At 68.4% G+C, this 23,588-nt stretch carries 23 protein-coding genes and 4 pseudogenes; 15 read left to right on the forward strand and 12 right to left on the reverse strand.

Annotation, left to right across the window (positions count from 1 at the left end):
- Window positions 1-4: 4 nt before the first annotated feature.
- A complete protein-coding gene (locus tag AB0M56_RS40255; protein WP_364186128.1) occupies window positions 5-2,821 on the reverse strand; it encodes a BREX system ATP-binding domain-containing protein in 2,817 nt (938 codons plus the stop codon).
- A 134-nt stretch (window positions 2,822-2,955) separates the two neighbouring features.
- Here AB0M56_RS40255 and AB0M56_RS40260 point away from each other — a divergent pair, with 134 nt between their 5' ends.
- Window positions 2,956-3,378, forward strand: coding sequence for a PPOX class F420-dependent oxidoreductase (locus tag AB0M56_RS40260; RefSeq protein ID WP_364186130.1), 423 nt, complete (start codon window positions 2,956-2,958; stop codon window positions 3,376-3,378).
- A 150-nt stretch (window positions 3,379-3,528) separates the two neighbouring features.
- Here AB0M56_RS40260 and AB0M56_RS40265 read toward each other — a convergent pair whose 3' ends face one another.
- The 3 genes and pseudogenes from AB0M56_RS40265 to AB0M56_RS40275 all read right to left on the reverse strand — a co-directional run.
- Window positions 3,529-3,657: a hypothetical protein gene (locus tag AB0M56_RS40265; protein WP_364186132.1), complete on the reverse strand. Its 129-nt coding sequence runs from the start codon at window positions 3,655-3,657 to the stop codon at window positions 3,529-3,531.
- A gap of 73 nt (window positions 3,658-3,730) precedes the next feature.
- Window positions 3,731-3,982, reverse strand: a complete 252-nt coding sequence (locus AB0M56_RS40270) for a LysR substrate-binding domain-containing protein (protein WP_364186133.1) — start codon at window positions 3,980-3,982, stop codon at window positions 3,731-3,733.
- 201 nt (window positions 3,983-4,183) lie between these two features.
- Window positions 4,184-4,291, reverse strand: a pseudogene (locus AB0M56_RS40275) (LysR family transcriptional regulator); the annotation flags it as partial.
- Between the two features lie 123 nt (window positions 4,292-4,414).
- Between AB0M56_RS40275 and AB0M56_RS40280 the strand changes: the two are divergent.
- Window positions 4,415-5,254: an SDR family NAD(P)-dependent oxidoreductase gene (locus AB0M56_RS40280; RefSeq protein ID WP_364186135.1), complete on the forward strand. Its 840-nt coding sequence runs from the start codon at window positions 4,415-4,417 to the stop codon at window positions 5,252-5,254.
- 227 nt (window positions 5,255-5,481) lie between these two features.
- On the opposite strand, the gene AB0M56_RS40285 is transcribed toward AB0M56_RS40280, so the two are convergent.
- Window positions 5,482-6,483, reverse strand: coding sequence for an NAD(P)-dependent oxidoreductase (locus tag AB0M56_RS40285; protein ID WP_364186137.1), 1,002 nt, complete (start codon window positions 6,481-6,483; stop codon window positions 5,482-5,484).
- Window positions 6,484-6,599: 116 nt separating this feature from the next.
- Entirely contained in the window at window positions 6,600-6,974 is a 375-nt protein-coding gene (locus AB0M56_RS40290; protein WP_266118052.1) for an ArsR family transcriptional regulator, read from the reverse strand.
- Window positions 6,975-7,070: 96 nt separating this feature from the next.
- Here AB0M56_RS40290 and AB0M56_RS40295 point away from each other — a divergent pair, with 96 nt between their 5' ends.
- On the forward strand, window positions 7,071-8,357 hold the full coding sequence (locus AB0M56_RS40295) for an MFS transporter (protein ID WP_364186139.1): 1,287 nt from the start codon (window positions 7,071-7,073) through the stop codon (window positions 8,355-8,357).
- Here the strand turns inward: AB0M56_RS40295 and AB0M56_RS40300 are convergent.
- Window positions 8,283-9,146: pseudogene (locus AB0M56_RS40300) on the reverse strand (helix-turn-helix transcriptional regulator). The gene AB0M56_RS40295 and the pseudogene AB0M56_RS40300 sit on opposite strands and share 75 nt — an antisense overlap.
- A 205-nt stretch (window positions 9,147-9,351) precedes the next feature.
- Here AB0M56_RS40300 and AB0M56_RS40305 point away from each other — a divergent pair.
- Window positions 9,352-9,441: pseudogene (locus AB0M56_RS40305) on the forward strand (short-chain dehydrogenase/reductase); the annotation flags it as partial.
- 87 nt (window positions 9,442-9,528) lie between these two features.
- Here the strand turns inward: AB0M56_RS40305 and AB0M56_RS40310 are convergent.
- Window positions 9,529-10,347: an IclR family transcriptional regulator gene (locus tag AB0M56_RS40310; RefSeq protein ID WP_364186141.1), complete on the reverse strand. Its 819-nt coding sequence runs from the start codon at window positions 10,345-10,347 to the stop codon at window positions 9,529-9,531.
- A gap of 211 nt (window positions 10,348-10,558) precedes the next feature.
- On the opposite strand from AB0M56_RS40310, the gene AB0M56_RS40315 reads away from it, so the two are divergent.
- The 9 genes from AB0M56_RS40315 to AB0M56_RS40355 all read left to right on the forward strand — a co-directional run bounded on the left by AB0M56_RS40315 (window position 10,559) and on the right by AB0M56_RS40355 (window position 18,934).
- Window positions 10,559-11,869 (forward strand): SLC13 family permease, encoded by a 1,311-nt coding sequence (locus tag AB0M56_RS40315; RefSeq protein ID WP_364186143.1) that lies wholly within the window; start codon window positions 10,559-10,561, stop codon window positions 11,867-11,869.
- Between the two features lie 2 nt (window positions 11,870-11,871).
- Entirely contained in the window at window positions 11,872-13,035 is a 1,164-nt protein-coding gene (locus AB0M56_RS40320) for a CoA transferase (RefSeq protein WP_364186145.1), read from the forward strand.
- Complete coding sequence (locus AB0M56_RS40325; protein ID WP_364186146.1) at window positions 13,032-14,252, forward strand: CoA transferase; 1,221 nt, start codon at window positions 13,032-13,034, stop codon at window positions 14,250-14,252. The genes AB0M56_RS40320 and AB0M56_RS40325 overlap by 4 nt, the downstream gene beginning before the upstream one ends.
- A gap of 1 nt (window position 14,253) precedes the next feature.
- Complete coding sequence (locus AB0M56_RS40330; protein WP_364186148.1) at window positions 14,254-15,057, forward strand: enoyl-CoA hydratase-related protein; 804 nt, start codon at window positions 14,254-14,256, stop codon at window positions 15,055-15,057.
- A gap of 15 nt (window positions 15,058-15,072) precedes the next feature.
- A complete protein-coding gene (locus tag AB0M56_RS40335) occupies window positions 15,073-15,486 on the forward strand; it encodes an OB-fold domain-containing protein (protein WP_364186150.1) in 414 nt (137 codons plus the stop codon).
- Window positions 15,483-16,625 carry a thiolase family protein gene (locus AB0M56_RS40340; RefSeq protein WP_364186152.1) on the forward strand — a complete coding sequence of 381 codons (1,143 nt, stop codon included), beginning with the start codon at window positions 15,483-15,485 and terminating at the stop codon, window positions 16,623-16,625. The genes AB0M56_RS40335 and AB0M56_RS40340 overlap by 4 nt, the downstream gene beginning before the upstream one ends.
- A gap of 14 nt (window positions 16,626-16,639) precedes the next feature.
- Entirely contained in the window at window positions 16,640-17,275 is a 636-nt protein-coding gene (locus AB0M56_RS40345) for an SDR family oxidoreductase (protein ID WP_364186154.1), read from the forward strand.
- A 30-nt stretch (window positions 17,276-17,305) separates the two neighbouring features.
- Window positions 17,306-18,061, forward strand: a complete 756-nt coding sequence (locus AB0M56_RS40350) for an SDR family NAD(P)-dependent oxidoreductase (RefSeq protein ID WP_364186156.1) — start codon at window positions 17,306-17,308, stop codon at window positions 18,059-18,061.
- A gap of 129 nt (window positions 18,062-18,190) precedes the next feature.
- Window positions 18,191-18,934, forward strand: a complete 744-nt coding sequence (locus AB0M56_RS40355; RefSeq protein ID WP_364186157.1) for a hypothetical protein — start codon at window positions 18,191-18,193, stop codon at window positions 18,932-18,934.
- Here AB0M56_RS40355 and AB0M56_RS40360 read toward each other — a convergent pair.
- The 3 genes from AB0M56_RS40360 to AB0M56_RS40370 form a co-directional block, all read right to left on the reverse strand.
- A complete protein-coding gene (locus AB0M56_RS40360; protein WP_364186172.1) occupies window positions 18,849-19,031 on the reverse strand; it encodes a reverse transcriptase N-terminal domain-containing protein in 183 nt (60 codons plus the stop codon). The genes AB0M56_RS40355 and AB0M56_RS40360 overlap by 86 nt on opposite strands.
- 166 nt (window positions 19,032-19,197) lie before the next feature.
- On the reverse strand, window positions 19,198-20,214 hold the full coding sequence (locus tag AB0M56_RS40365; protein WP_364186159.1) for an alcohol dehydrogenase catalytic domain-containing protein: 1,017 nt from the start codon (window positions 20,212-20,214) through the stop codon (window positions 19,198-19,200).
- A 667-nt stretch (window positions 20,215-20,881) separates the two neighbouring features.
- Window positions 20,882-21,193 carry a hypothetical protein gene (locus AB0M56_RS40370; RefSeq protein WP_364186160.1) on the reverse strand — a complete coding sequence of 104 codons (312 nt, stop codon included), beginning with the start codon at window positions 21,191-21,193 and terminating at the stop codon, window positions 20,882-20,884.
- 130 nt (window positions 21,194-21,323) lie between these two features.
- Between AB0M56_RS40370 and AB0M56_RS40375 the strand changes: the two genes are divergently transcribed.
- Complete coding sequence (locus AB0M56_RS40375; protein WP_364186162.1) at window positions 21,324-21,449, forward strand: hypothetical protein; 126 nt, start codon at window positions 21,324-21,326, stop codon at window positions 21,447-21,449.
- Between the two features lie 88 nt (window positions 21,450-21,537).
- A complete protein-coding gene (locus AB0M56_RS40380; RefSeq protein ID WP_364186163.1) occupies window positions 21,538-22,965 on the forward strand; it encodes an FAD-binding oxidoreductase in 1,428 nt (475 codons plus the stop codon).
- Window positions 22,966-23,053: 88 nt separating this feature from the next.
- On the opposite strand, the pseudogene AB0M56_RS40385 reads toward AB0M56_RS40380, so the two are convergent.
- Window positions 23,054-23,588, reverse strand: a pseudogene (locus AB0M56_RS40385) (IS5 family transposase); the annotation flags it as partial.

Raw genomic sequence — 23,588 nt, forward strand, 5'->3', positions numbered from 1 at the left:
CCCTTCACAGTCGACCGAGCGGCTCGGGCCCGAACCCGGGTGACAGCCTGGATGGCCCGGGGAGGCACCCGGGTTCCGCTGGCCGCGGCAGAGCGCGCAGCTGCTTGCGCGATGTGACGCCGAGTTTGCCGAACACCTTGCCCAGGTGCCATTCCACCGTGCGTGGGCTGAGGAACAGCCGTGTCCCGATCTCGGCGTTGGACAGGCCTTCCCGCACCAGCCAGGCGATCTGTGCCTCCTGTGCGGTGAGCTCGTGACCGCCTTCGGTGACGGGCCTGCGCGGCATGTCCCCGCCCGGGAGCAGCTCACGCTCGGCCCGGCGAGCAAATGCGGTCATCCCCATCTCCGTGAACAGCTCGTGTGCGGTTCGCAACTGCTCGCGTGCCGCTCGTCGCCGCCGATCGCGGCGGAGCCACTCGCCATACAGCAAGTGGGCTCGCGCCAGTTCGCCGCGCACACGCGTCCGACCGAGGCGTTGGATCGCCTCCCGGTAGTTGTCCTCCGCGACCAAGCCTTCGGTGCCCAGGGCCCGGCACCGGGCCTCGATACCGAGCGCCCAATCCGTGCCGCTCACCCGCGTGTGCGCGGAAAGCCGCTGCAACGCCTCGGCGGCCTCCCGCGGCTGCCCGTTCCGGACAGTCGCTTCGATGCGTTCGGCCATCATCCACAGACCCGCGCCGACCAGCAGCCCCTCGCGTTCCACGAGGTCGGTCGCGGCCACCGCGTCGGAGTAGCGGCCCAGGCTGTTGCCCAGCAACGCCTCCGCCCACGCGTAGATCTGCGCCCCGGCGCCCTCACCGCGAGCCAGCACCTCACCGCGGGTGGCGGCGACCAACCTCGCGGTCTCCTCCGCGCGGCCCTGCCAAGCGGCGAGCATGACCGCACCGTAGGGCGCGAGGCCGACGCCGATCGCCTCGGCCAGCACGTCGACCTCGCCCACCAGCGGAGCCGCCTCGGCCAGCTCGCCCAGGACCACGTGCACCGCCACCCGCGAGGTCACGGCCAGCGGCAACGTGGTGAGCGCGCCGGCCGCACGGGCCCGCTCGACGTGGTGCGTCGCGAGCCGCTCCCAGCTGCGGTAGTCCCACAGATCGGGTGCCGTCGTGCCGGCGAGCCAGAGCCAGCGCAAGTCGTCCACACCGGCGTCGGCCTCGTCGCAGAACCCACGCAGTGCCCGCTTCAGGAGGTGACTGCCGGCGGCGAGCTCTCCCGTGTCACGCGCGGCGAGGCCGTCGAGGAGCAGGTCCGCCGGGACGGGCGGTTCCGGTGCCGCGGGGGCGCGATGGGCCGCCTCCGCCACTTCCACCACATCGCCGCCGACGGCGAGGTGCAGCGCGAACCGGGCCGCGGACAGCGCTTCCAAGTAGGTGTCCCTCGCCAGGCGCGCGTCGAACGACTCCAGCTGCTGAGCAGTCTTCAGCAGCAGCATCGGCGCCTCCGCCCCGCGGCTGATCGCGAACGCCACCTCCGCCCGGAGCAGGTTGACCTTCGCTTGATGCAGGTCCCCGAGATGTCCGGCTTGCGCCACCGACAACAGGCCAAGCGCCGTTTCGGGGGCGCCCGCGGCGAGTGCTGCCCGCGCGGAGGCGAGCGCGCGCTCAGCCCGTCTCGCCGGGTCGTGGGTGAGTTCGACCGCGCGAGCCAGGAACGCCGCGGTGGCGGGAAGTCCGCCACGCGCCTGCGCGCGGCTCGCCGACCGTTCCAGCTCCGCCGCGACCTCGTCGTCCGGCCCGGCGACGGCCCGAGCGCGGTGCCAGGCTCTGCGATCCGGATCGGAGGCGGGGTCCGTGCACTCGGCCAGCGCCCGGTGCGCCCGCCGCCGTTGCCACTCGGTGGCGCCGTCGTAGACCGCCGAACGCACGAGCGGATGCCGGAAGGAGACCCGCGCGCCGAACTCGACGAGCCCGGCCGACACGGCCGGGACCGCCGCGTCCGCACCCACCCCGAGCCGTGCGGCGGCGTCCCACACCAGGACCGCGTCGCCGAGCGGGTCGGCCGCCGCGACCAGCAGCAGCCGGCGCGACGCTTCCGGCAGCTGCGCGACCCGATGACGGAATTCCAACTCGATCCCGCCCTGCGACACCCGGCTGGCCGGCAGGCCGAACCCCCCGGCCAGCTGCGTCGGCGGAACGCTCCGCGGCAGCTCGAGCAACGCCAAGGGATTTCCGCCGGTGTCCGCCACGATTTGATCTACGACGCGCTCGTCCAGTGGTCCCGGCAGCGCTGCCAGCAGGAGCGCCCGCGCTTCGCCGGCTGGTAACCCCTGGACCGGCAGTTCGGTGAGCCCCGTCAGCGCGGTGCTCGAATCCCTGTTTCGCGTCGCGAAGACCAGGCCCACGGAATCCGCGAACAGACGGCGTGCCGCGACCGCCAGCGCGTGGGTCGATGCGCGATCCAGCCACTGCACGTCGTCGACCAGGCACACCAGCGGGCGCTCGGCGCCGGCCTCTGCCAGCAGCCCCAGCACGGCCAGCCCAACGAGGAGCCGGTCCGGCGCCGGACCTTCGGTCAAGCCGAAGGCGGTGCTCAGCGCCTGACGCTGCGGGGCCGGCAGGCGACCGAGCCCGTCCAGCAGCGGCACACACAGCTGGTGCAGGCCGGCGAACGGCAGCTCCATCTCGGCCTGCGCCCCGGCCGTGCGCAGCACTCGGCACTCCGCGGCGTGTGCGGCCACGTACTGCAGCAGCGCCGTCTTGCCCGCGCCGGGTTCGCCAACCACCAGGAGCGCGCGACCCTGCCCCGCTCGCACGGCTTCGACCAGCCTGTCGAGCGTTGCGCACTCCCTGTGCCGGCCCAGCAGCACCCGATCGCCTCCGTCCACCAGATCCCGGCGTCGCCGGGTCGCTCCCGCGGAGAACCCAGTTTATGGCGCTTCCAGCCGCGCCGGGGAGTCTTCCTCCGGTAAGGGGGTCGGCTGTATTGCTTCCGGTGCGGCGCGGACGGATGCTGAACGGCATGACCAAAATGGAAGTGAACGAGTGGAAGGCGTTCATCGGGCAAGGTACCCGCACCGGCAAGCTGGCCACCGTATGGGCGGACGGCGGCCCCCACATCGCACCCGTGTGGTTCCTCCTCGACGGCGACGATCTCGTCTTCACCACGGAGAACGTGACCGCGAAAGCCCACGACCTCGCCCGTAACGGACGCGCTGCGATGTGCATCGACGACGAGGTGCCCCCGTACTCCCACGCGGTGCTGTGGGGACACACGGAAGTCTCAGAGGACCCCCGACAGTTGCGCACCTGGGCGACGAACATCGCCGCGTGGTACATGGGTCAAGAGCGTGCCGGCGAGCTCGGCGAACGCAACAGCGTTCCAGGCATGCTGCTCGTGCGGATGCACGTCGAGCACGTCAGCGCCTACGCGGCCATCGCCTGAGGCGGCCTCCGCCGAGCACACGCCTTCTCCGGTGGAACGCGCTCGAACGACTGTCCACAATGGCTTCGTCTTCGGTGACGACGTCCAGCAACGCGTGTAAAGCAGCGGAGTCGTTGCCCTCCCACCAGACCATTCGGTCGACACGAATTCTCAGGTGATCGGCACGAACACCACGCCGGTGCCACGGAGGCTGCCGGCCGACCGGGCGAGCCGCGTGATACCGACTCCTGCTGCGACGAGCGCGAGCAGAGCCTGGACGCTCGCGTCCCGGTGGATCACGTCGGGGGTGAATCCGGCCGCCTGGAGGACCGGTCGAACGCTTGGTCGAAAGATTCCCAGGTACTGCGCGGGGTCAGTACCCAGCTTCACCGGCCAGTTCGGCGAGGGACAGTTTGGCCCGCCCGGCCAGCGGGCGCACTTCGGGCAACACAGCGCACACCGGTTCGCGCACGAGCGTCCGGGTTGCCAGGCCGGCCACGAGCGGTGGCCGGGTGAACACGACGTCGTAGCGGCCTTTCCGCAGCCCCTCGGCCAGCAGGGCGATCGTCGTCTCTTCCGTCGTCAGCCGGAGTTCCGGGAGTCGTTGCTGGACGGCCCGCACCACCGGTGGCAGCAAAGTAGTTCGTCGTGGTCGCGAGGAAGGCCAGGCAGAGGCTCCCGGCCTCGCCGCGTGCGGCCCGTGCCACCACGTCGAACGCGTCGTCGGCCTGGGCGAGCACCGCATGAGCCTCGGGGAAGAACAACGCGCCGACCGCGTGAGGCGGGCGCGCCGGGTGTCGCGGTCCAAGAGCTTCACGCCGAGCATGCGCTCCAACAGGGTGATCTGCTGGGACAGCGACTGCTGGCTGATGAGGAGCTGCTCGGCCGCCCGCGTGTAGGTCGACTCCTCGGCGACGGCGACAAAGTACCTCAGCTGCCGCGAAGATCAGGGGTCACAGGAAAAGTCTACAACTACGACAGGTAACCGGTGTTGGATGGCGCCGAGCTCTCGAGACGACCATTGGCCTCGCTGAACATCAACGTGAAAGGCATGGGAATGACGAACGAAACACCGGGCCGTGTCTGGCTGATCTCGGGCTGCTCCAGCGGCTTCGGCCGCGAGCTCGTGCGGGCCGCGCTGGCCGCCGGTGACCGGGTGATGGCCACCGCGCGCCGCCCGGAGACCCTCGCCGACCTCGCGGAGGCCGGCGGCGATCGGATCAGCACGGCAGCGATGGACGTGACTGACCCGGCATCCATTCGGGCCGCGGTCGACGCGACGCTGGCCGTGTTCGGCCGCATCGACGTGCTGGTGAACAACGCCGGGGTCAACGTGATCGGTGCCGTCGAGGAAACCCCGGTCGAGTACTTGCGCAGCATGTTCGACGTCAACTACTTCGGTGCGTTGGAGCTGACCCAGGCCGTCCTGCCCGCGATGCGCGAGCAGGGGAACGGCACGATCGTGGTGATGAGCTCACTCGGCGGCGTGATGACGTTCCCAGGCCTGAGCGGCTACAACGCCACCAAACACGCGCTCGTGTCCCTGGGCGAGGCGCTGTCGATGGAACTGGCCCCGCTGGGCATCCGCGTCTTGGTGGTGGAGCCGGGGATGTTCCGCACCCAGTTCAGCACCAGCCTGCAGTGGACCCCCGAGAACCCCGCCTACGACGCGACCTCGGGCGAGTTGCGGCGCATGGTCAAGGGCGTCGTGGGGCAGGAGCCGAACGACCCGGCCAAGGGCGCCGCGGCGATCATCGAGGTGCTCGACGCCGAGAACTCGCCGCTGCACTTCCTCCTCGGCGAAGACGCCGTTGACGGGTGGCGTGACCACCACGAGACCGTGCTCGCCGACGTCACCGCCTGGGAGACGCTCAGCCGTTCGACCACGGCTTCCTGACTGGCCCAGTCCATCGAGCCGTCGCAGCCTTCACCCGCCCCTTTGCGCGTGAAGGCTGCGACGGCCGGGGTGCGCCATTCATACCTCTCGCTGGCGCAGCCCGTTCCCGCCGTTCGACCGCTTGCTGAGCAGCGCCTGGCCACAATGAGTTCAAGCGCGCAAATATCGGCGTGTTATTGATTTGCCGTGGCAGCAGCACCATCCCAGATAACCGGCCTGACGACTCACTACTGCGGGAGCAACACTCCACCCACCGCATCGGGGCGTCGCCGCACGGCGGGCGTGAAGGCCAGTTCTCGCGGGTCGAGGCGCGACGCGAGGTAGTCCTCCAGCTGCCCGGCGGCGCCTAAGGCGAATTCGGCGAAGGCTTCGCGCACGGTCCAGCCGATGTGAGGGGTGAGCACTACATTGGACAGGGTGCGCAGTGGAGAGTCCTCGGGCAGCGGTTCGGTGGTGAACACGTCCAGCCCGGCGGACTGAAGCGGGCCGTCCTGCAAAACTTCGGCCAGCGCGTTCTCGTCGACGATTGCTCCGCGAGCGGTGTTGATCAGCACGGAGCCGGGTTTCATTTTGCTCAGCTTCGCCGCGTCGAGCAGGCCGCGCGATTCCGCAGTGAGCCGTAGGTGGATGCTCACCACGTCAGAGGTTCCCAGCAGTTCCTCCAGCGGCAGCCGAGGGACTCCGTCGTCGGTAGCGGCGCGACTGCCCGGCCTGGCCCAGGCGACGACGTCCATGTCGAACGCCTGCCCGAGCCGAGCCACGGCCGCGCCCTGCAGGCCCATGCCCAGCACGCCTAGGCGACGGCCGCGCAGCGTGCCGCCAAGGAGGCCGGGCCACCTCCCGGTGCCAAGGGAGTGGTGCGCCTCGGGAAACTTGCGCAGCGCGGCGATCATGAGGCCGAAGGTGAGTTCCCGCATGGCGGCCTCGCACGCATCGTGGCGGCGCCACAGCGGCACCGCGATGCCTCGCCGGGCCGCCTCGTCGAGGTCGATGTGATAGGCGTGTCCGCCGGTCTGCAAGATGAGCTCGAGCAGGGGCAGCCGATCCAGCATGGCCACGTCGAACCGGGTGCGTTCACGGATCGCCAGGACAACGCGAACGTCTGCCAGCTCGGTATCGGGTACGTCGGCGAGCGGGCTGTCCAGCACGGTGACGTCGGCCAGCTGCCGTAACCGGTCCGCGCCGGGCGAGGCGCGGAGCTCACCTTCCCAATCGTCGAGGATCAGCATCTTCGGTCGTGGTCGGCTCATCGCTGGCCTAGGTCCTTTCGGTCGGTCGTGGTGCTCGGCACCTCGACGGTGGCTGATATGTCACAGCAGTCGTCCGCCACACGGAGGGACGCGCTTCACTTCGGGCTGGACGCGGGTTCCCACGCGGCGACCAGGTCCAGCAGACCGGGAAACCGGGCGTCGAGGTCTTCGGTGCGCACGCGGCTGCGGCGTTCCAGCCCGTACTGCCGCTGCCGCAGAACCCCGGCTTCCCGCAACGCTTTGAAGTGGTGGGTCAACGAAGACTTCGGACGCCCCAGCTCGAACCAGCCGCACGGGTGGTCGTACGCCTCACGTTCGAGCAGCAGTTTGCGCACGATGGTCAGCCGCAACGCATCGCTCAGCGCGCTGAGAACGACCTCCAGCCGGAGCTCTTCACGCGCCGGCTCCGGCAACGCAGGTGGCAGGTCATCAGGCGGGACATCCGGGTCGGTCGCGATCGACGTGGTCATGCACACAGTCAACACCTCAATACGAATAAAGTCGAACTACCGCGGGTTCCAGAGTCACACCCCGCATAGTTCGACCTCATTCGTACTGGAGTTCCCATGGTCGCCGTGCACGACACCGCACCACCCCGAGCGAGCAGTCCGTGGCTGGCCGCGTGGCCGGTCACCGCCGTGTTCGTCCTATCCAACGCCCCCACCCCGCTGTACGTGCTGTGGCAGCACCAATTGGGCTTCTCCGCCGGCACCCTGACGGTGATCTTCGCCGCCTACATCGCCGGCCTGCTGGCCGCGCTGCTGGTGGCCGGCCGTGCCTCGGACCGGATCGGCCGCAAGCCGGTCATCCTGCCCGGCCTGGTGCTCGCGCTGGTGGGCTGCGTGCTGTTCGCCACCGCCGGCTCCGTCGAGGTGCTGGCGCTCGCGCGCTTGCTCACCGGCGTCGCGGTGGGCATCACCGTGTCGGCGGGTATGGCGGCCGTCGTGGACGTCGGCGGCCCGGAACGGGCTCGCACCGCCACCCTGGCCGCGTCCACCGCGATGGTGTTCGGCGCCGGCCTGGGACCGCTGCTGGCCGGAGCCCTGTCCGAGACCCTCCCCGCGCCGACGGTGTCGATCTTCGTCCTCGCGGCCGTGCTCCTGCTCGCAGCTGCGGTCGTGGCCGCTCGGCTGCCGCTGAGCCGCCCGAGCGGCGACGCCGGCGGCGGCTGGGTTCGCGTGCCCGCCGTGCCGCGCGCCCACCGCAAGCACGTCGCGCTCGGCATCGCGGTCTTCGCGCCCGGCATCACCTCGACCTCGTTCGTCCTCTCGCTCGGCCCGGCCCTGCTGGCCGACGTGCTCGGCACCGCCAGCCGGCTGCTCGCCGGCGTCACCGCGTTCGTCATGTTCGGAACCGCTACCGCCGTGCAGTTCGCGGCGAAACGGCTCGGCATCCGCGCCGTCCTGCTCACCGGCGCCATCAGCGCACTGGCCTGCATGGTCTCGCTCCTGGCGGCCGTGCACGCCGGCTGGATCGCGGCCATCGTCGTCACCGCGATCTTCGCCGGTGCCGCACAAGGCCTCGGCCAGCTCGGCGGGTTGACGATGATCAGCACCCACATCGCCGCCCACCGGCGCGCGGAAGCCAACGCACTGCTCAACTTCGGCGGCTACATCCCCGCCGCGTTGCTCCCGATGGCCACCGGCTACTTGAGCGACAGCCTCGGCCTCGCCACGGGAACGACCATCTTCGCCGTCGTACTCTCCCTCGCGGCACTGGCCGCCGGGGCGCTTGTATGGCGGCGCACCAGTACCACGCGGACGGACATTCCCGCCGAATCAGTTCGCCGCCGGCGGAGTCGAGGCCCCGTCCGAGACGGCCCAGCTGCCCAGCAGGTTCAGCGCTCGCTGTGACGGTGAATCGGGTTCCGCGGTGTAGACGTAGAGCGTGGTGTCCGGGTCCGCGGCCGGCGTGAAAGTTTCGCAGTCGACGGTCAGGTCTCCGACGAGCGGGTGCTACAGGCGGATCGCCCGGCAGGCGCGGTGGTGCGCCCGGCGTTCGGCCCACCACTGCCCGAACTCGGCGCTCTGCGCACGCAGATCGGTGATCAGCGCGGCCGTGCCCCGGTCACGGCGGTCGGCGCCGATCTCCAGCCGCAGGCTCTCCAGCACCGCCCGGGCCCGAACCTCCCAGTCGACGAACAGCGAACGCGCGTCCTCGGCCAGGAATATCCACCGCGCGTAGTTGCGCTCGCCGGGCGGGACGGCCTCGAAGTCGGTGAACAGTGCCCGCGCCATCAGGTTGGCGGCCAGCACATCGGTGCTCCGGCCCAGGAGGAGGGTCGGGTGGCGGACGAACGCGGCCAGGAGCCAGTCGCGGCCGGGGCGCGTGCGCTGCCCCGAGGACCGGTCCCGGTTGCCCGGGCCGGCCAGCCCGACGAGGTCCTCGAGGTAGGCCCGCCCCGCCGCGTCGAGGTTCAGCGCCCGGGCGAGCCCCTCGAGCACCGCCGGCGAGGGCACGGCGCCCTGTTCCAGCCGGGCGTAGTAGCCGGTGGAAATCCCGGCCAGCAGCGCCACTTCCTCGCGGCGCAGGCCGGGCACGCGCCGGTTCCGGGAATCCGTCGGCAATCCGAGCCGGGCCGGGTCGCACCGGCTGCGGGCGCGGCGCAGGAAATCGGCGAGTGGCTGGTTCTTCTCGGCCATGTGTCCATTGTGCACGGAAATCGTCGGCCCGCCTGGTCCTCTGAGTCCTAGGCAACAGCGTCCCGGCCCTCGCAGGGCACGAGATAGCGGTCCACAACGCCCTTTCGGTTGCCAGGCTGGGAATCGCACCGGACAACCGGCAACGGTCCCACGACCGATCCACTGCTCAAGGAGAAGAAGACCACCATGAGCTTGCACGGGCACGTTCGCTCTGGAGGGCCTCAGCGAAGCCCTGGCCGCGGAGCTCGCCGGCTTCGAGGTGAAGGTCACCGTCGTCGAACCCGGGGCACTTCGGCACCGACTTCCTGACCACCGACTCTCTCGTCCTGCCGGCCACGACGACCCGAGCTTCGCTCGAACACCACGGTCTTGTACAGGCGGCTCAGCCAGCGTTCGCCAGCCGCTTCTCCTCCGATGCGACAATCTCCTCCAGCGACTTCTCGGCGACCGCGTCCGCCGGTGCGCCCAGTTGCGCGGAGATCGCCGCAGCAGTCCGCGACATCGCGGCGAGCACCTGCGGAAGCCGGTCAGGAGCCAGCCGACCGCGCGGCGCCGAGACGTGGACGGCGGCTTCGATGGCGCCGGAGGCACTTGCGACTGGAGTGGCCAGGCCGATGATGCCCTCGACGCTTTCGCCGTCGCTCACGCTGTAGCCACGGGCCCGGATGGTCTCCAGTTCCTTCCGGAGCTCGGTGCGGTTGGTGCGGGTGAACGGAGTGAGCTGGTCCAGCTGCGGGGTTCCGAGCACCAGCTTCTCGAGGTCGGCGTTGTAGGCGGTGATCAGCTTCCCGATGCTCGAGCCGTGCAGCGGACGCGGGCCACCGAGTTTCATGACGACCGAGAGCGTCTGCCCTGCCTCATAGCGGTCCGCATAGGTGACCGTGTTGCCGCTGCGCAGAGCGAGGTACGTGTTTTCGTTGAGCTCTTCACACAGCTCGGCCAGGTATGGCCGGCTGATCTGCCGGAGGTCGACGGCGTCGACGATGGACAGCGCGAGCACGAGGGACCGCGGGCCGAGGTAGTACGTGCGCTGGTCCGCGATCCGCACCGCGCCGATCTCCTCCAGCGCGCGCAGTAGGTCGTGCGCGCTGCTCATCGGCATCGACAGGTCGCCGCAGATTCGCTTGAGCGTCGCCCCCTCCTGGTGGTGCCCCAGGTACTGCAGGATCTTGAGCGCCCGGTCGATGCGGGCTGAGTTCATTTCTTCTCGCAACCTCTCACGTACACGCCGAGCCCCATGGTACTACCGAGAGTCACTTCGTGTCTCCGCAGCACACTTCGCATTTTCGAAGCACACCCTTGACACGTAGAGGCAATTGAACATAGCTTCGCATTCACGAAGTCGACGCCGCATCTGCGAAGTCGAGTCGTGCAGTCGCCCCGGCGCAGTGGCGTCACCTCAAGGAGCCTGAATGTCCCCCCACCTCGTCGCGATACTCGTGCTCGCCGGGATCTTCCTGGTGGGCACGCTTCGTTCGATCAACCTCGGCGCGTTGGCCCTTGTGGCCTCGTTCCTCGTCGGAACCTGGGTGTTCGGCAAGAGCGCCGCCAACGTCCTGAGCGGATTTCCCGCCAGCTTGTTCGTGATCCTCGTCGGCGTGACCTACCTCTTCGCCATCGCGAAGAACAACGGCACAGTCGACTGGCTGGTGCAATGGTCCGTGCGGGCCGTGCGCGGCCACGTCGCCGCGATCCCCTGGGTCATGTTCATCTTGAGCGGCGCGCTGGTTGCGCTCGGAGCACTCAGCCCGGCCGCCGTCGCGATCATCGCCCCGATCGGCATGGCGCTCGGCGCGCAATACTGCATCAACCCGATGCTGATGGGCCTGATGGTGGTGCAGGGGTCGTCAGCGGGGAATTTCTCCCCACTCGGCGTGCTCGGCGTGATCACCAACGGCATCGTCGGAAAGAGCCACCTGCCGAGCAGCCCGACGGTGCTGTTCCTCAGCAACGTGGTCTTCAACCTCCTCCTCGCCATCGGCGTCTACTTCGCCTTCGGAGGGCGCAAGCTCATCCGGCAAGGACGCCGTGCTGACGAGAACGCCGAGCCGACGGAGACGACGCCTTCGGGCGGAATGGCACTGCAGACGGCCACGGTGACCGAGACCGAGACCGAGACCGTGAAGCTCAACCGTGAACGCACGATCACCGTGCTCGGGTTGACCGCGCTCGTCGTCGGGTCGCTGGTCTTCGAGCTCGACATCGGCCTCCTGTCTCTCTCGGTGGCCGTGGTCGTGACGCTGCTCGCACCAGCCGGCGCAAAAGGCGCACTCAGCCATGTCAGCTGGAACGTGGTCCTGCTGATCTGCGGGATCGTCACCTACGTCGGGTTGCTCGAATCCGTCGGCACGGTGCGCTACCTCGGCGACGGGATCGCCTCCATCTCCGCACCGGCGCTGGCGGCTTTGGTGATCTGCTTCGTGGGAGCGATCGTCTCGGCGTTCGCCTCGACAACCGGCATCCTCGGAGCGCTCATCCCGCTTGCCGTGCCGCTGCTCGCTTCCGGCCAAGTCGGAGCGATCGGACTCGTGGCCGCGCTGTCGATCTCGGCATCCGTCGTCGACTCCAGCCCATTCTCGACCAACGGTGCGCTAGTGGTCGCCAACTCCCCCGAAGACCAACAAGCCGTGGTCTACAAGCGACTCACGTTGTGGGGTCTCGGCTTGGTCCTGGTGGCACCGATCGTGACCTGGACACTCCTCATTCTGACAGGCTGGTGGTGAACGTGACGGAAATCCCGACGAACCCAGGCCCGTTGGACGGGGTCCGGGTCATCGACCTCACGACGTGGCTGGGCGCCTACACAGGCCGGCTTCTCACTGACCTCGGCGCCGAGGTAATCCGCGTCGAACCCGACGGTGGCGTCCCCGAACGGCAACGACCGCCCCTCACCGCCGATGGCATGTCGCTGAGCTTCGTTTTCACCGAAGTGGGCAAGACCAGCGTCTCCGAGTCCGAAGTGGACCTCGACGAGCTCCTCGGCACGGGGCAGATCCTGCTGACCAGTGAGGGGCCGGCGGCGTTGCGCGCGAAAGGCCTCCACCCGGACGACGTCACACGGCGGCACCCGTCGCTCGTACACGTCTCGATCAGCCCCTACGGCCTGACCGGCCCGCACGCCGACCGGCCCGCCAGCGACCTCACCCTACTGGCCGCCGGCGGACTCTTGAGCTTGGCCGGAGACCCCGACCGCGAACCGGTGCGGCCGTGGGGCAGCCAGTCGGCCGTCGTCGGCGGGGTGCACGCGGCGGCCGCCACCTTGATCGCGCTGCTCGCCCTGGAAACTTCCGGCCGCGGCCAGACTGTCGATGTCTCCGTGCAGGAGGCTGTGGCGCACTCTCTCGAGAACGCAGTTCAGTCCTTGGATCTGGAAGGGCTGGTCCGCAAACGGGCCGGCGCGGGGCCGATGGAGGCCGGCACCGGCCTGTTCCGATGCGCCAACGGCTGGGTCTACCTGGTGGGCGGGCTCGGCGGTCGCCCGCTCGCGTGGCCGGCGATCGTCGACTGGCTCGAGGAAGGCGGCATCGGCGAAGCCGCGAAGCTGCGTGAGGACCGCTGGCAGCAAGCCGAGTGGCGCCGCAGCACCGAGGCCCGTGCGGACTTCCGCACGATATTCGAGCGCTTCGCGCTCAACCGGACCAAGGAAGACCTTTACCAGACGGGGCAGCGCCGCGGCATCAGCATCGCCCCGGTGTCCACTCCGGACGATCTGCTCAACAGCCCGCAACTCAACGCGCAGAGCTACTTCCGCCGGATCACCGTGGGCACCGTCGAGTTGATGCTCCCCGGTCCGCCGTACCGGTTCAGCCACGCGAACGTCGGCCCTGGTGCCGGCCTTCCAGAGCGGGCAACGAGCTCAGTTCTTCACCACGAAAGGATCACCGCATGACGGACGCTTTACCGCTCGAAGGCGTCCGGATCGCCGACTTCACATGGGTCGGCGCCGGGCCCTTTCTCACCAAACCGCTGGCCGACCACGGCGCGGATGTCATCAAGATCGAATCGAGGACGCGTACCGATCCGATTCGCTCAATGGCGCCGTTCCGCGACGGTGAACCCGGGCCTGACCGCAGCGGGTACTTCGCCAACCGCAACACCAGCAAGCGCTCCGTGTGCATCGACCTCAAGCACCCCGAAGGACGCGAGATCGCTTTGGAGCTCATCGCCCGCAGCGACGTCGTGGCCGACAACTTCACCCCGGGGACCATGCACCGGCTCGGCCTCGGCTACGACACGGTCAAGAAGATACGGCCGGACATCATCTACATCGAAATGCCCATGCAGGGCAACGCCGGCCCGCATCGTGACTTCGGCGGCTACGGGCTCGCGATCGCCGCGGCGGGCGGCCTGCTGGGACTTTCCGGCTACCCAGATCGGCCGCCCGTCGGCACCGGCACCAACTACCCCGACCACGTCCCGAACCCGCTGCACGCCGCGATCGCCGTCCTTGCCGCCCTGCGCAACCGGCGCCGCACCGGACGTGGGGAGTACATCGAACTCGCCCAGCTCGAGTCCACGGTCAACGTCATCGGGCCGGCCCTGCTCGCGGCATCGGCCGGACACCGCGTCGAACGAGCGGGCAACGACGACCCCGTCGCGGCGCCGCACGGCGTCTACCCCTGCAGGGACGAGGACTCGTGGTGCGCGATCGGCGTGTTCGACGACCCCCAGTGGCAGGCGCTGACCAGAGTTTTGGGCGCTCCGGCGTGGATGGCCCGGCCCGACTTCACCGACGCGGCGGCCCGCCACCGGGCCCGACGAGAGCTCGACAAGGTGCTCTCAGCCGAGACCAGCGCCTGGGATGCGACCAAGCTCGCGGACGCACTCGCCGACGCCGGCGTCCCAGCATCGCCCGTGCGCAACACCGACGACCTGCTGCACCGCGACCCGCAGCTGAGAGCGCGCGAGCACTGGGTGCAGCTCGACCACCCGGTAATGGGTCCGAGCGTCTACGACGGAATCCCGTATCGGTTGTCTCGAACCCCAGGCCGGCTGCGGGCTCCCGCGCCGCTGCTCGGCGCTGACAGCCGGTCCGTGTGCCTCGACCTGCTCGGCATCGACGAGAAGACATACGCGCGCCTGGCGCGGGAAGGAGTCGTGGGCTGACATGGCCATCGAAACCGAACGCAGAGATCGCGTCTTCCTCATCCACCTGAACCGCCCCGAGGCACTCAACGCCCTCGACATCGCGTCGATGCGCGAGCTCAACGAGCGGCTGCGGGAGTTTCGCGACGACCCCGAACTGCTCGTCGCCGTCCTGACCGGGGCCGGCGAGCGCGCGTTCTGCACCGGCGCCGATCTGAAGAAGACACTGCCCCCGCAAACGTCCTTCGCCGAAGCGTACTTCGCGCCGTACGAGCAGAGCGTCGACGAGGGACTCTACGTCCGCGCGATCACGATCAGTGAGCTGCGCATCAACAAGCCCCTCATCGCCGCGGTGAACGGCCACGCACTCGGCGGAGGCATGGAGATTGCGCTGGACTGTGACGTGCGCATCGCCAGCGACAACGCCACCTTCGGCCTGCCCGAGGCTCGGTGGGCCAGCGTCCCCGCGGTCGGCGGGGTGTCCAAACTCTTGCGCGCGGTCCCCCGGGCGGTGGCCATGAAGATGATCCTCACCGGTGACCGGATCGACGCGGCCGAAGCGCACCGGATCGGCCTGGTCAGCGAGGTCGTACCGCCCGACCGTCTGGTCGACCACGCGCTGGAGGTCGCGAACCGGATCGCGGCCAATGGACCGCTCGCGGTCAAAAGCCTCAAGACGCTCTCCCAGCGCACCGGTGACCTGCCGCTGACCGAATCCGTGCAGCTCGAGCAGCTGCTGTGGGGCCTGCTTCGGGACACCGAAGACCGAGTGGAAGGTCGCACCGCTTTCGCTGAACGCCGCACGCCCGAATACCGAGGCCGCTGACCGGAGAGGAACGCCATGAACACACCACCAACCACGACCGCCCGCGTCGTCGGGCGCAGCTGGATCCGCGACCGCGGAGATCGCGTCGCGCTTGCCACCACGCACTGCACCCGCTGCGACAGGACTTGGTTCCCGCCGCGGGATGTGTGCTCCGCCTGCGCGTCCCCCGACGTAGAGCAGACCACCACCGACGACCACGGCGTCGCCTACGCCTCCACCGTCGTGCGGATCGGTCCGGCGAAATTCCGACCACCGTACGTACTGGCCTACGTCGACGTCTCGGGCGTCAGGGTCCTCGCGCACGTCGCCGGAGACGAAGCACTCGAGCCCGGCACGCCGGTCGACCTCCGCATCGGGCCGATCGGCGCTGACGACGACGGGGAGTTCTCGTCCTACGTCGTCACCCCGACCACAGGAGGTACACAATGAAGCCGGTTTTCGTAGCGGGTGCGGCCGTGCATCCGTTCGGCAAGCACCGAGAACTGAGCGCGGCCGAGCTCGGCTACCGCGCGGTGCGCGATCTCATCCAGAGCACCGGGATCACACCGGACCGGGTCGACACCGGCTTCGGTGGTTCCTCCTACGGAGGTTCGCTGCTGGCCCAGCGTGTGCTGCAACGAGTAGGCGTGTCCGGCCAGCCGGTGTACACGGTTGAGAACGCCTGTGCCAGCGGCGCTTCCGCAGTGCACCTCGGGTGGCAAGCGATCGCTGCCGGGACCGCAGACTGCGTCATCGCCTTCGGCGCGGAGAACCTCTCGGCGTTCGGCGGCGGCACCCTGCCGCTGACCACCGCGGACCTCGAAATCGACCAGGGCATGGTCATGCCTGGCGCGTACGCGATGCGCGCCCAGCGGTACCTGCACGACTTCGGCGCCACGCCCGACGACCTGGGCCGCGTCTCCGTGAAGAATCGCCGCAATGGCGCGGACAACCCACGGGCCCACTTCCAGAAGGCAGCCACGGCCGGTGACGTCGCCGAATCACGGCCGGTCGCCGATCCCCTTCGCTTGCTGCACTGCTGTCCCAACAGCGACGGAGCAGCAGCAGTCCTGTTGTGCTCCGAGGATGTGGCCCGAGAGCTCGGCTCGCCAACCGTTCGCATCCGTGGAAGCGCGGTCCGCTCTGGCCTGTTCCACACCTCCTACCGCGACATGACCTGGCCCGACATCACCGCCCGAACCGCCCGCGCGGCCTACGACATGGCCGAGCTGGGTCCGGCGGATCTCGACCTGGTCGAGTTGCACGACGCCTTCAGCATCGCGGAGCTGCTGCACTCCGAAGCGCTCGGGCTCGCCGAACGCGGACAGGCTTTCAAGGCGGTCTCAGCAGGCGAATTCGATCGCGACGGCCGGGTCGCGATCAGCCCCAGCGGCGGCCTGCTCTCGCGCGGACACCCGGTCGGCGCCACAGGCGTGACGCAGATCTGCGAGGCATACTGGCAACTCACCGGACAAGCCGGTCCCCTCCAGGTTCCCGGCGCCGAGGTCGCGCTCACCCACGTCACGGGCGGCGGCATCTTCGGTGTCGACAACGGCGCCTGCGCCGTCCACATCCTCACCACGACCTGACCGAAAGCTCGAACATGACTGAAACCCAGCAGGGCAGCGGCGCAGTCGCCGTCGTCGCCGGATCCGGCTCCCTCGTCACTTCCGCACTCGCCGGCCGGCTTCAGCAAGCCGGCTGGACGGTCGCACACGACGTCGGTACCGCCCGCGGCGAACAGCCGATCGCCGCGCTCGTCTACGCACCCGACCTGTTCAGCGGCGACGACGAGGTGCACACCGGCTCGGTGATCGACGATCTGACCAGCCTGGTCGACCGCGCATTGCCCCGGATGCGTTCCCGCGAGGGTGGCGGCGCCAAGATCGTCGTCGTCACCAGCCGAGACGGCTTGGGCTGGCCGAACCGGCCACGCACGGCCGCGACCTCTGCCGCGCTCGTGGCCTTCGCCCGAAGCCTCGCATTGCAGCTCGGGCCACGCGGGATCACCGTGAACGTCGTCGCCAGCCTTCCCGTGGAAGGCAGTGCGCTGCACGGCGCCGACGGACCCGCTGGGAGCCATCTGCGCGAACCGCAGCCATTGCTGCCTCAGCCTGTGACCGCCGAGGACATCGCCCACACCACGGCGTTCTTCCTCGACGACCGGAGCGGATACATCACCGGGCAGGTGCTCTACTGCTGCGGCGGCGCAAGCCTGCTGTCGAGCCTGTCCGTCTAAGCAATTTCTATCATCCACAAAGGAAATATCATGAGCATTTCCGGGCAGGTGGCCGTCATCACGGGGGCCGCCAGCGGGATCGGGAACGCGATCGCCGAAGAGTTCGCCTCCTGCGGCGCCAAGGTGGTGATCGCCGACCTCGCGCGGGACAAGGCCGATGAAGCGGCCGAGCGGATCCGCTCCGCGGGCGGAACTGCAGTCGGGCTCCCCGTCGACGTCGCGGACCGCGAGGCGGTCGAGAAGCTCTTCGCCCGCGCCGAGGCGGAGCTCGGTCCGGTCGACATCCTCGTCAACAACGCCGGCATCAGCATCGACCGCGGCGTACGACGCATCACCGACGACGAGTGGAACCGCACTGTCGCGATCAACCAGACCGGCGTGTTCCTGTGTTCGCAGGCAGCGGTGACGAGCATGACCAAGAAGCGCCGTGGCAGGGTCATCAACATCGCCTCCCGCGCATGGCTCGGCTGGTTCGGGCAGCTCGCATACGCCTCGTCCAAGGGCGGCACGGTGTCGGCCACCCGCTCGCTGGCGATCGAGATGGCGAAATACGGCATCACCGTGAATTGCCTGGCGCCGGGCTTGATCGACACCCCGCTCCTGCGGCGCGAACTGCCGGAGGTGATGGAACGACTGCTGCAAGCGCAGCCCATGGGCACGCTCGGCGACGCTCGCGACGTCGCGTGGGCCGCACGGTTCTTCGCATCGCCCGAAGCACAGTCGATCACCGGTCAGGTGCTCTACGTCTGCGGCGGCAAGAGCCTGTTCGCTCAACCGGCTGGCTGAGAGTTTGCGCAGGGCGTTGGTCGGCTGGTGTGCCTGTTTCGACGCTCTCAAGGGCCGCACACCGTCCGACCAGCGACTGACGCCGCCGGTCGTGTCGGTCTGCGAAACGGAGCACGGCTCGCCGCTGCTGTGCGCCGGCAGGTCGAGGGACGCCGCTTGACCCAGCTGGATTCCACCGAGATCGACGAGTCGTTGCTGGACGGCATCTGGAGGCAGGTCGCGATCTTGTCCACGGCCCGGATCGCCCACCACGACCTGAGGCCCAAGAACTTCCTCATCGACACCGCCGGCGACGTGTGGCTGCTCAACTTCACCTTCGGCAGGGTGAGCGCGGCCCCGCGACGCTGCGCGCAGGACATCGCGGAGGCGCTGGTGTCGCTTACGGCTCTGGTCGGTGTCCAGCGGACGGTCCGCAGCGCCCGCCGGACGCTGTCGCCCGACCAACTCGAGACATCCCTGGCCTACCTTCAGCCCCTCGCCCTGCCCCGCAGGATCCGGACGCAGGTCGATGGCCGTTACGTGCTGACCGACCTCCGGGAGACGCTCGCCGACGCCATCGACCGGCCGAGCCCCACCTTCCATTCCCCACTGCGCCCGAGCACGATCATCGGACTGCTGCTCTTCGGCGCGGCCGTGTACGTCCTGTTGCCCCAACTGTCCGGCCTCCACGAGGTGGTGGGACCGCTGCGGGGCCCCGGGGCGGTCCCACCAGGCGGCGAGCCGCGCGTGACCGCATCGGCCAGCTCCCGGGAGATGCAGAACACGATGAAGTCGTCGGCGTATCTGATCAATGCCGGGCGTTGGCGCGCGAGCGCAGCATCAGCTTCTGCAGATTGCGGACCTGTTTCAGGTCCCCATTCCTCGATGCCGTGAAGATCCGTCGCCGCAGACAACGTACGTCCGGCTCGGCCAGCTGCCAGCCGAGCGACAGCCAACTGGCCTCGTCCTCCGGTCCGTTCGCCACCGCCACAGCGATGGTGTCCAACTTGCCTGAAGTACACGGGCTTGCCGTCGGGGCCTTCGCCGTCTAGTGACCAGTCGAGCGCGATCAGGGCTATATCACCGGCAATACACCGGGCCAGTGGGGAGCACCCTCCGCGCTTTCTGATCTACGCGCGTGGTGGCTTGGCCGCCAGTCAGAAGGTGACCACTGCCCTAAGACGCGCCGTACTTGTGGCCGCGGCCTCGTACGCGTCGCCAACACGCTCCTTCGGGTACACGTCGACCATCGGCTTGACGATTCCTCGCGCCACGAAGTCGAGGGCCTCGACGAGGTACTCCGTGCCGTTGTGCGCGGAGCCGATGATCTGGTAGCTCTGGAACGTCACCGGTCCGGCCGGCAGTGCCACCTCGTCGGTGGCGATGCCGATCATGGCGACCTTGCCCCAAGGTTTGAGGCCGGTCATAGCGTCCACAACGGCCGCATGCGAACTGCTGGTGTGCATGAGCACGTCAGCCCCGCCCGCATCCTTCAAGGCCGCGCCGTCAGCGACGACGTCGTCCGCGCCGAATTCCCGCGCGAGCTCATCCTTGACAGGCGTGCGGGTCACCGCCGTGACGTGGTAGCCGACGGCCTTCGCGTACTGGATCGCGAGGTGGCCGAGGCCGCCGATGCCGACGACCGCGATCTTGGCGCCGGGCTTCGCGTCAGCCCTTCGCAGCCCGGACCACACGGTGTAGCCGGCGCACATCGTCGGAGCTGCGTCCTCGTACGAGATTCCATCGGGTAGCTGTACAGTTCCGTTGGCGTCGGCGGCGATGAACTCGGCGAAACCGCCGTCCACGTTGACGCCGGTCAGCGTCGGATTGGCACAATTCACCGCGCTGACGAAGCTGATGGGGTGTCCCTCACGGCAGAAATCGCACACACCGCACGTCTTCTGGTGCATCGGGATTCCGACGCGGTCGCCGACCTTGCGACTGGTGACGCTTGACCCCACGCCGACGACTTCACCGACGCTCTCATGGCCCAGGATCAGCGGAAACTCCTTGAACGACAGCGTGCCGTTGGAAATCCAGACGTCGGTGCCACAGATGCCGGATGCGTGGATCCGTACAAGCACGTCGTTCGGTCCGACCTCCGGGACGGGGCGATCTTCAAGTACCCACGGGCCGTTGACCTCGGAGATGACGGCTGCCTTCATCTGAGACATGCTCGGTCCTCCTGTCACGATGGATTCTTGTCGACACGACAGGGCCGTCAGCGAGGCGAGCTGAGCGGCTGCCAGTCTTTGATCAGTAATTTGACTGCACGCGCGCGTTTAAATGAAAATTATGGTAAGCAGCTCGTGTCACGATCGTCAAGGTCGGTAAATTTGCCTCAATTGGTGAACTGAGGTTGCCCCTGTGAGCCGGACACACCTGCCCCAGACACTGGTCTGGGGCAGGTGTGTCCCGCCGGCCGACACGGGGTCAGCATTCACGCGTCGTCGACAACACTCGGTGGCGCCTAGAGCGATCCCGATCGTGCGTTTGAAAGCGTTGGTGAAGGCGCTCTCCGAGGAGTAGCCGAGCGAGGCGGCAAGTGTTTTCACCTGTACGTCCTTCTCGCGCAGCGCGCGCACGGCCAGTGGGCCAGGCGCTGCTCGCCCAGCCGGCGGATCGCCTCAGGGGTCTGGTCCTACACAGCGATCACGTCGCATATCCCCATCAGCGGTCGTGCCGTCACGGGACTCTCTCAACGACGGCGCCAACGGCAGTGACAGTCCGGCGCAGCTCCCCAGTTTCATCACGGCGCGCCAGCACGACCTCGACCGGCTGCTCCGAACTCCCCGGTGACGTCGACCACCAGCGCATCCACGACCGTCGTCTGGCGGATCTTCACCCATGCGCCGGTACGGCCCGGGCGATACGGCGCGTCGACGAGCTTGCAACCATGCCCTCGATGCCCACGGCGCTGACCTCCGGCGGTATCCACGCCATCGCGGCAACCCGGTCGGTTGTGCTCGGCGCCAACTGCAGCGGCGGTGCCGCCGCCACGAAGAGCTGCTCAAGCCGGGCCCGCCGGCGCTGATACGGCACTGCCCGCAAGTCGTCGGCGCCATAAGCCAGCACATCGAACACGACGAAGTAGATGGTGACCTTGCCGCGGGCGCGAGCCTGCGGCGCCGAGGGCAACGCTTCGTCGATCAAGCCGCGTGGGGAGGTGCGGTGTCGTGAGTGGTGACCATCTGGACTCCAGTACGATAAAAATCAGCCGATCATTATCCGCCGTGAACAGAGGAGCCCGGGCGAGTGCGAAGGTGTCGGGAATTTTCTCCGCGTGAGACAGGAATCGCGGCGACTCGACGGGATCGTAGCCTTCGTGACGCTGCGCAGCAACGTCGAAGAGGACTCGGACCATCGGCGGATGGTCCGCCCGCCGCTGCAGCCGGAGGGCGTGCAGTAGCGTTTGCTGTGGAAGATCTGTCATCGGCGAGGACTTGCCAAGCTTGCGGTTGACTCTCGTGCTGATTCTGGCCAGAGTGGAATCAAGAGTGAGCGTAGTCCACGCCCAAGTCCATTCCTGGCAACACTATTACGATAGGTTTCAGAAGGTCATGAACTCTGACAACGATTTCCGCTCGGCCGCGGCCGAGCTTGCCCGCGCCGTGCGCGGGCAGGTCTTGTTGCCTGAAGACTCGGGCTACGACGCCGAGTGGAGTGGCTACAATATAGCCGTGGTTCAGTCGCCCGCGATCATAGTCAGTGCGACGTCGTCGGCGGACGTGCGGGAAGCGGTGCTTTTCGGTGTACGTCAGAACCTGCCGGTCGCGGTGCAGGCGACAGGGCATGCACCACAGCCCTCGGACGGCGCGGTCCTGGTCACCACACGGCAGATGAATGGAGTCGAGATCGATGCGAGCGCACGGACCGCACGCGTCGAAGCCGGCACGGTATGGCGGCAAGTCGTTGAGGCAGCGGTGAAGTACGGCCTCGCGCCACTGAACGGCGCTGCTCCGTCGGTCGGTGCGGTGTCGTACACCCTTGGCGGTGGCGTCGGCCCGCTCGCCCGCTCGTTCGGATATGCCGCCGACCACGTCCGGTCGCTGACCATCGTGACTGCGGACGGAGTCGAGCGACTGGCCAGTCCCGAGGAGAACCAGGACCTCTTCTGGGCGGTTCGAGGCGGTAAGAACAATTTCGGTATCGTCACGTCCATTGTGGTCGATCTATTCCCGGTTTCCTCTCTCTATGGTGGTGGGCTGTATTTTCTCGGCTCGGCGGCGCGTGAGGTGCTGCGTGCATACAGCGCGTGGACCGAGACCGTGCCCGAAGAGATGACCTCCTCGGTCGCCCTGCTCCGGCTTCCGCCTGACCCGACGCTCCCGGATCCGTTGCGCGGCAAATACGTGACCCACGTTCGTATCGCCTACAACGGACCAGAGACCGAAGGTGAGCGGCTCGTGGCGCCCCTGCGTTCGATCGCACCGTTGCTCATCGCCTCTGTCGGTGTCCTCCCGTACTCGCAGGTCGGCACAATACACAATGACCCTCCGGGACCGATCCCCTTCATCGACACCACGGCTTTGCTGAGCGAATTCTCCGCAGGGACCGCGGACGCCATCGCCGACCTGGAGCCCTCGGCGACGCTCGTCGAGATCAGGCACCTCGGTGGCGCACTGTCCCGCGAACCCAAGCACGCCAACGCTGTCGGCAACAGGGACGCGGCTTTCCTCGTCTACGCGGTGTCGATCGTCCCGCCGCAGCTGTTGGCCGGCGCCGCTGAGGATCACGCCCAGCTGCACAAGGCCATCCAGCCGTGGAAGACCGAAGGTGTTGCCTATAACTTCGCCAGCGATCCCACGCTCACCCAAAATGCCTTCAGCGCTGAGACATACGCCAGACTTGCGGAAGTCAAGGCCCAGCGGGACCCGGCGAACCTCTTCCGTGTCAACCTGAACATCCCGCCCACTGTGCGCTGAGCAGGGGTGCGGGTGACGGGGTCGAGAGTTCAGGTCCTGTCGTCCCGACGGCTGAACGAGCCCGTTGGCTCTGGATAATTTCCAGTTCAACGGGCTTTTCGGACAGGTGTTTGCCGAGTTTGTTGGAGGATTCGTTGCCTTTGCGGGCGATGCGCGGGATGATCCGGCGGTGGCGGAGCCAGTCGCGCAGGGCGGGGATGTCGTAGGCCTTGTCGGCGTGCAGCTTGGCCGGTTTCCTGCGGCGCGGTCCGCGGTGGGAGCGGGTGGCTGGGATGGCGTTGACCAGGGGTTTGAGCGCGTGGCTGTCGTGGGTGTTGGCCGCGGAGATCGCGACGGTCAGGGGCGGGCCGTTGCGGTCGGACAGGGTGTGGATCTTGGAGCCGGGTTTGCCGCGGTCGACCGGGTTCGGGCCGGTCAGTTCGCCCCTTTTTTGGCCCTGACGGAGGCTCCGTCGAGGACCGCACGGGCCCAGTCGATCAGGCCTTTGCTGCCCAGCTCGTCCAGGACTGCTCGGTGCACCTCGCGCCACAGTCCGGCGGTCGTCCACTCGGTGAACCGGCGATGCGCTGTCGGTACCGTGACCCCGAAGCTGGGCGGCAGGTGTCGCCAGGCGCACCCGCTGG

Source organism: Amycolatopsis sp. NPDC051372 (assembly GCF_040682095.1).
Lineage (GTDB): Bacteria > Actinomycetota > Actinomycetes > Mycobacteriales > Pseudonocardiaceae > Amycolatopsis.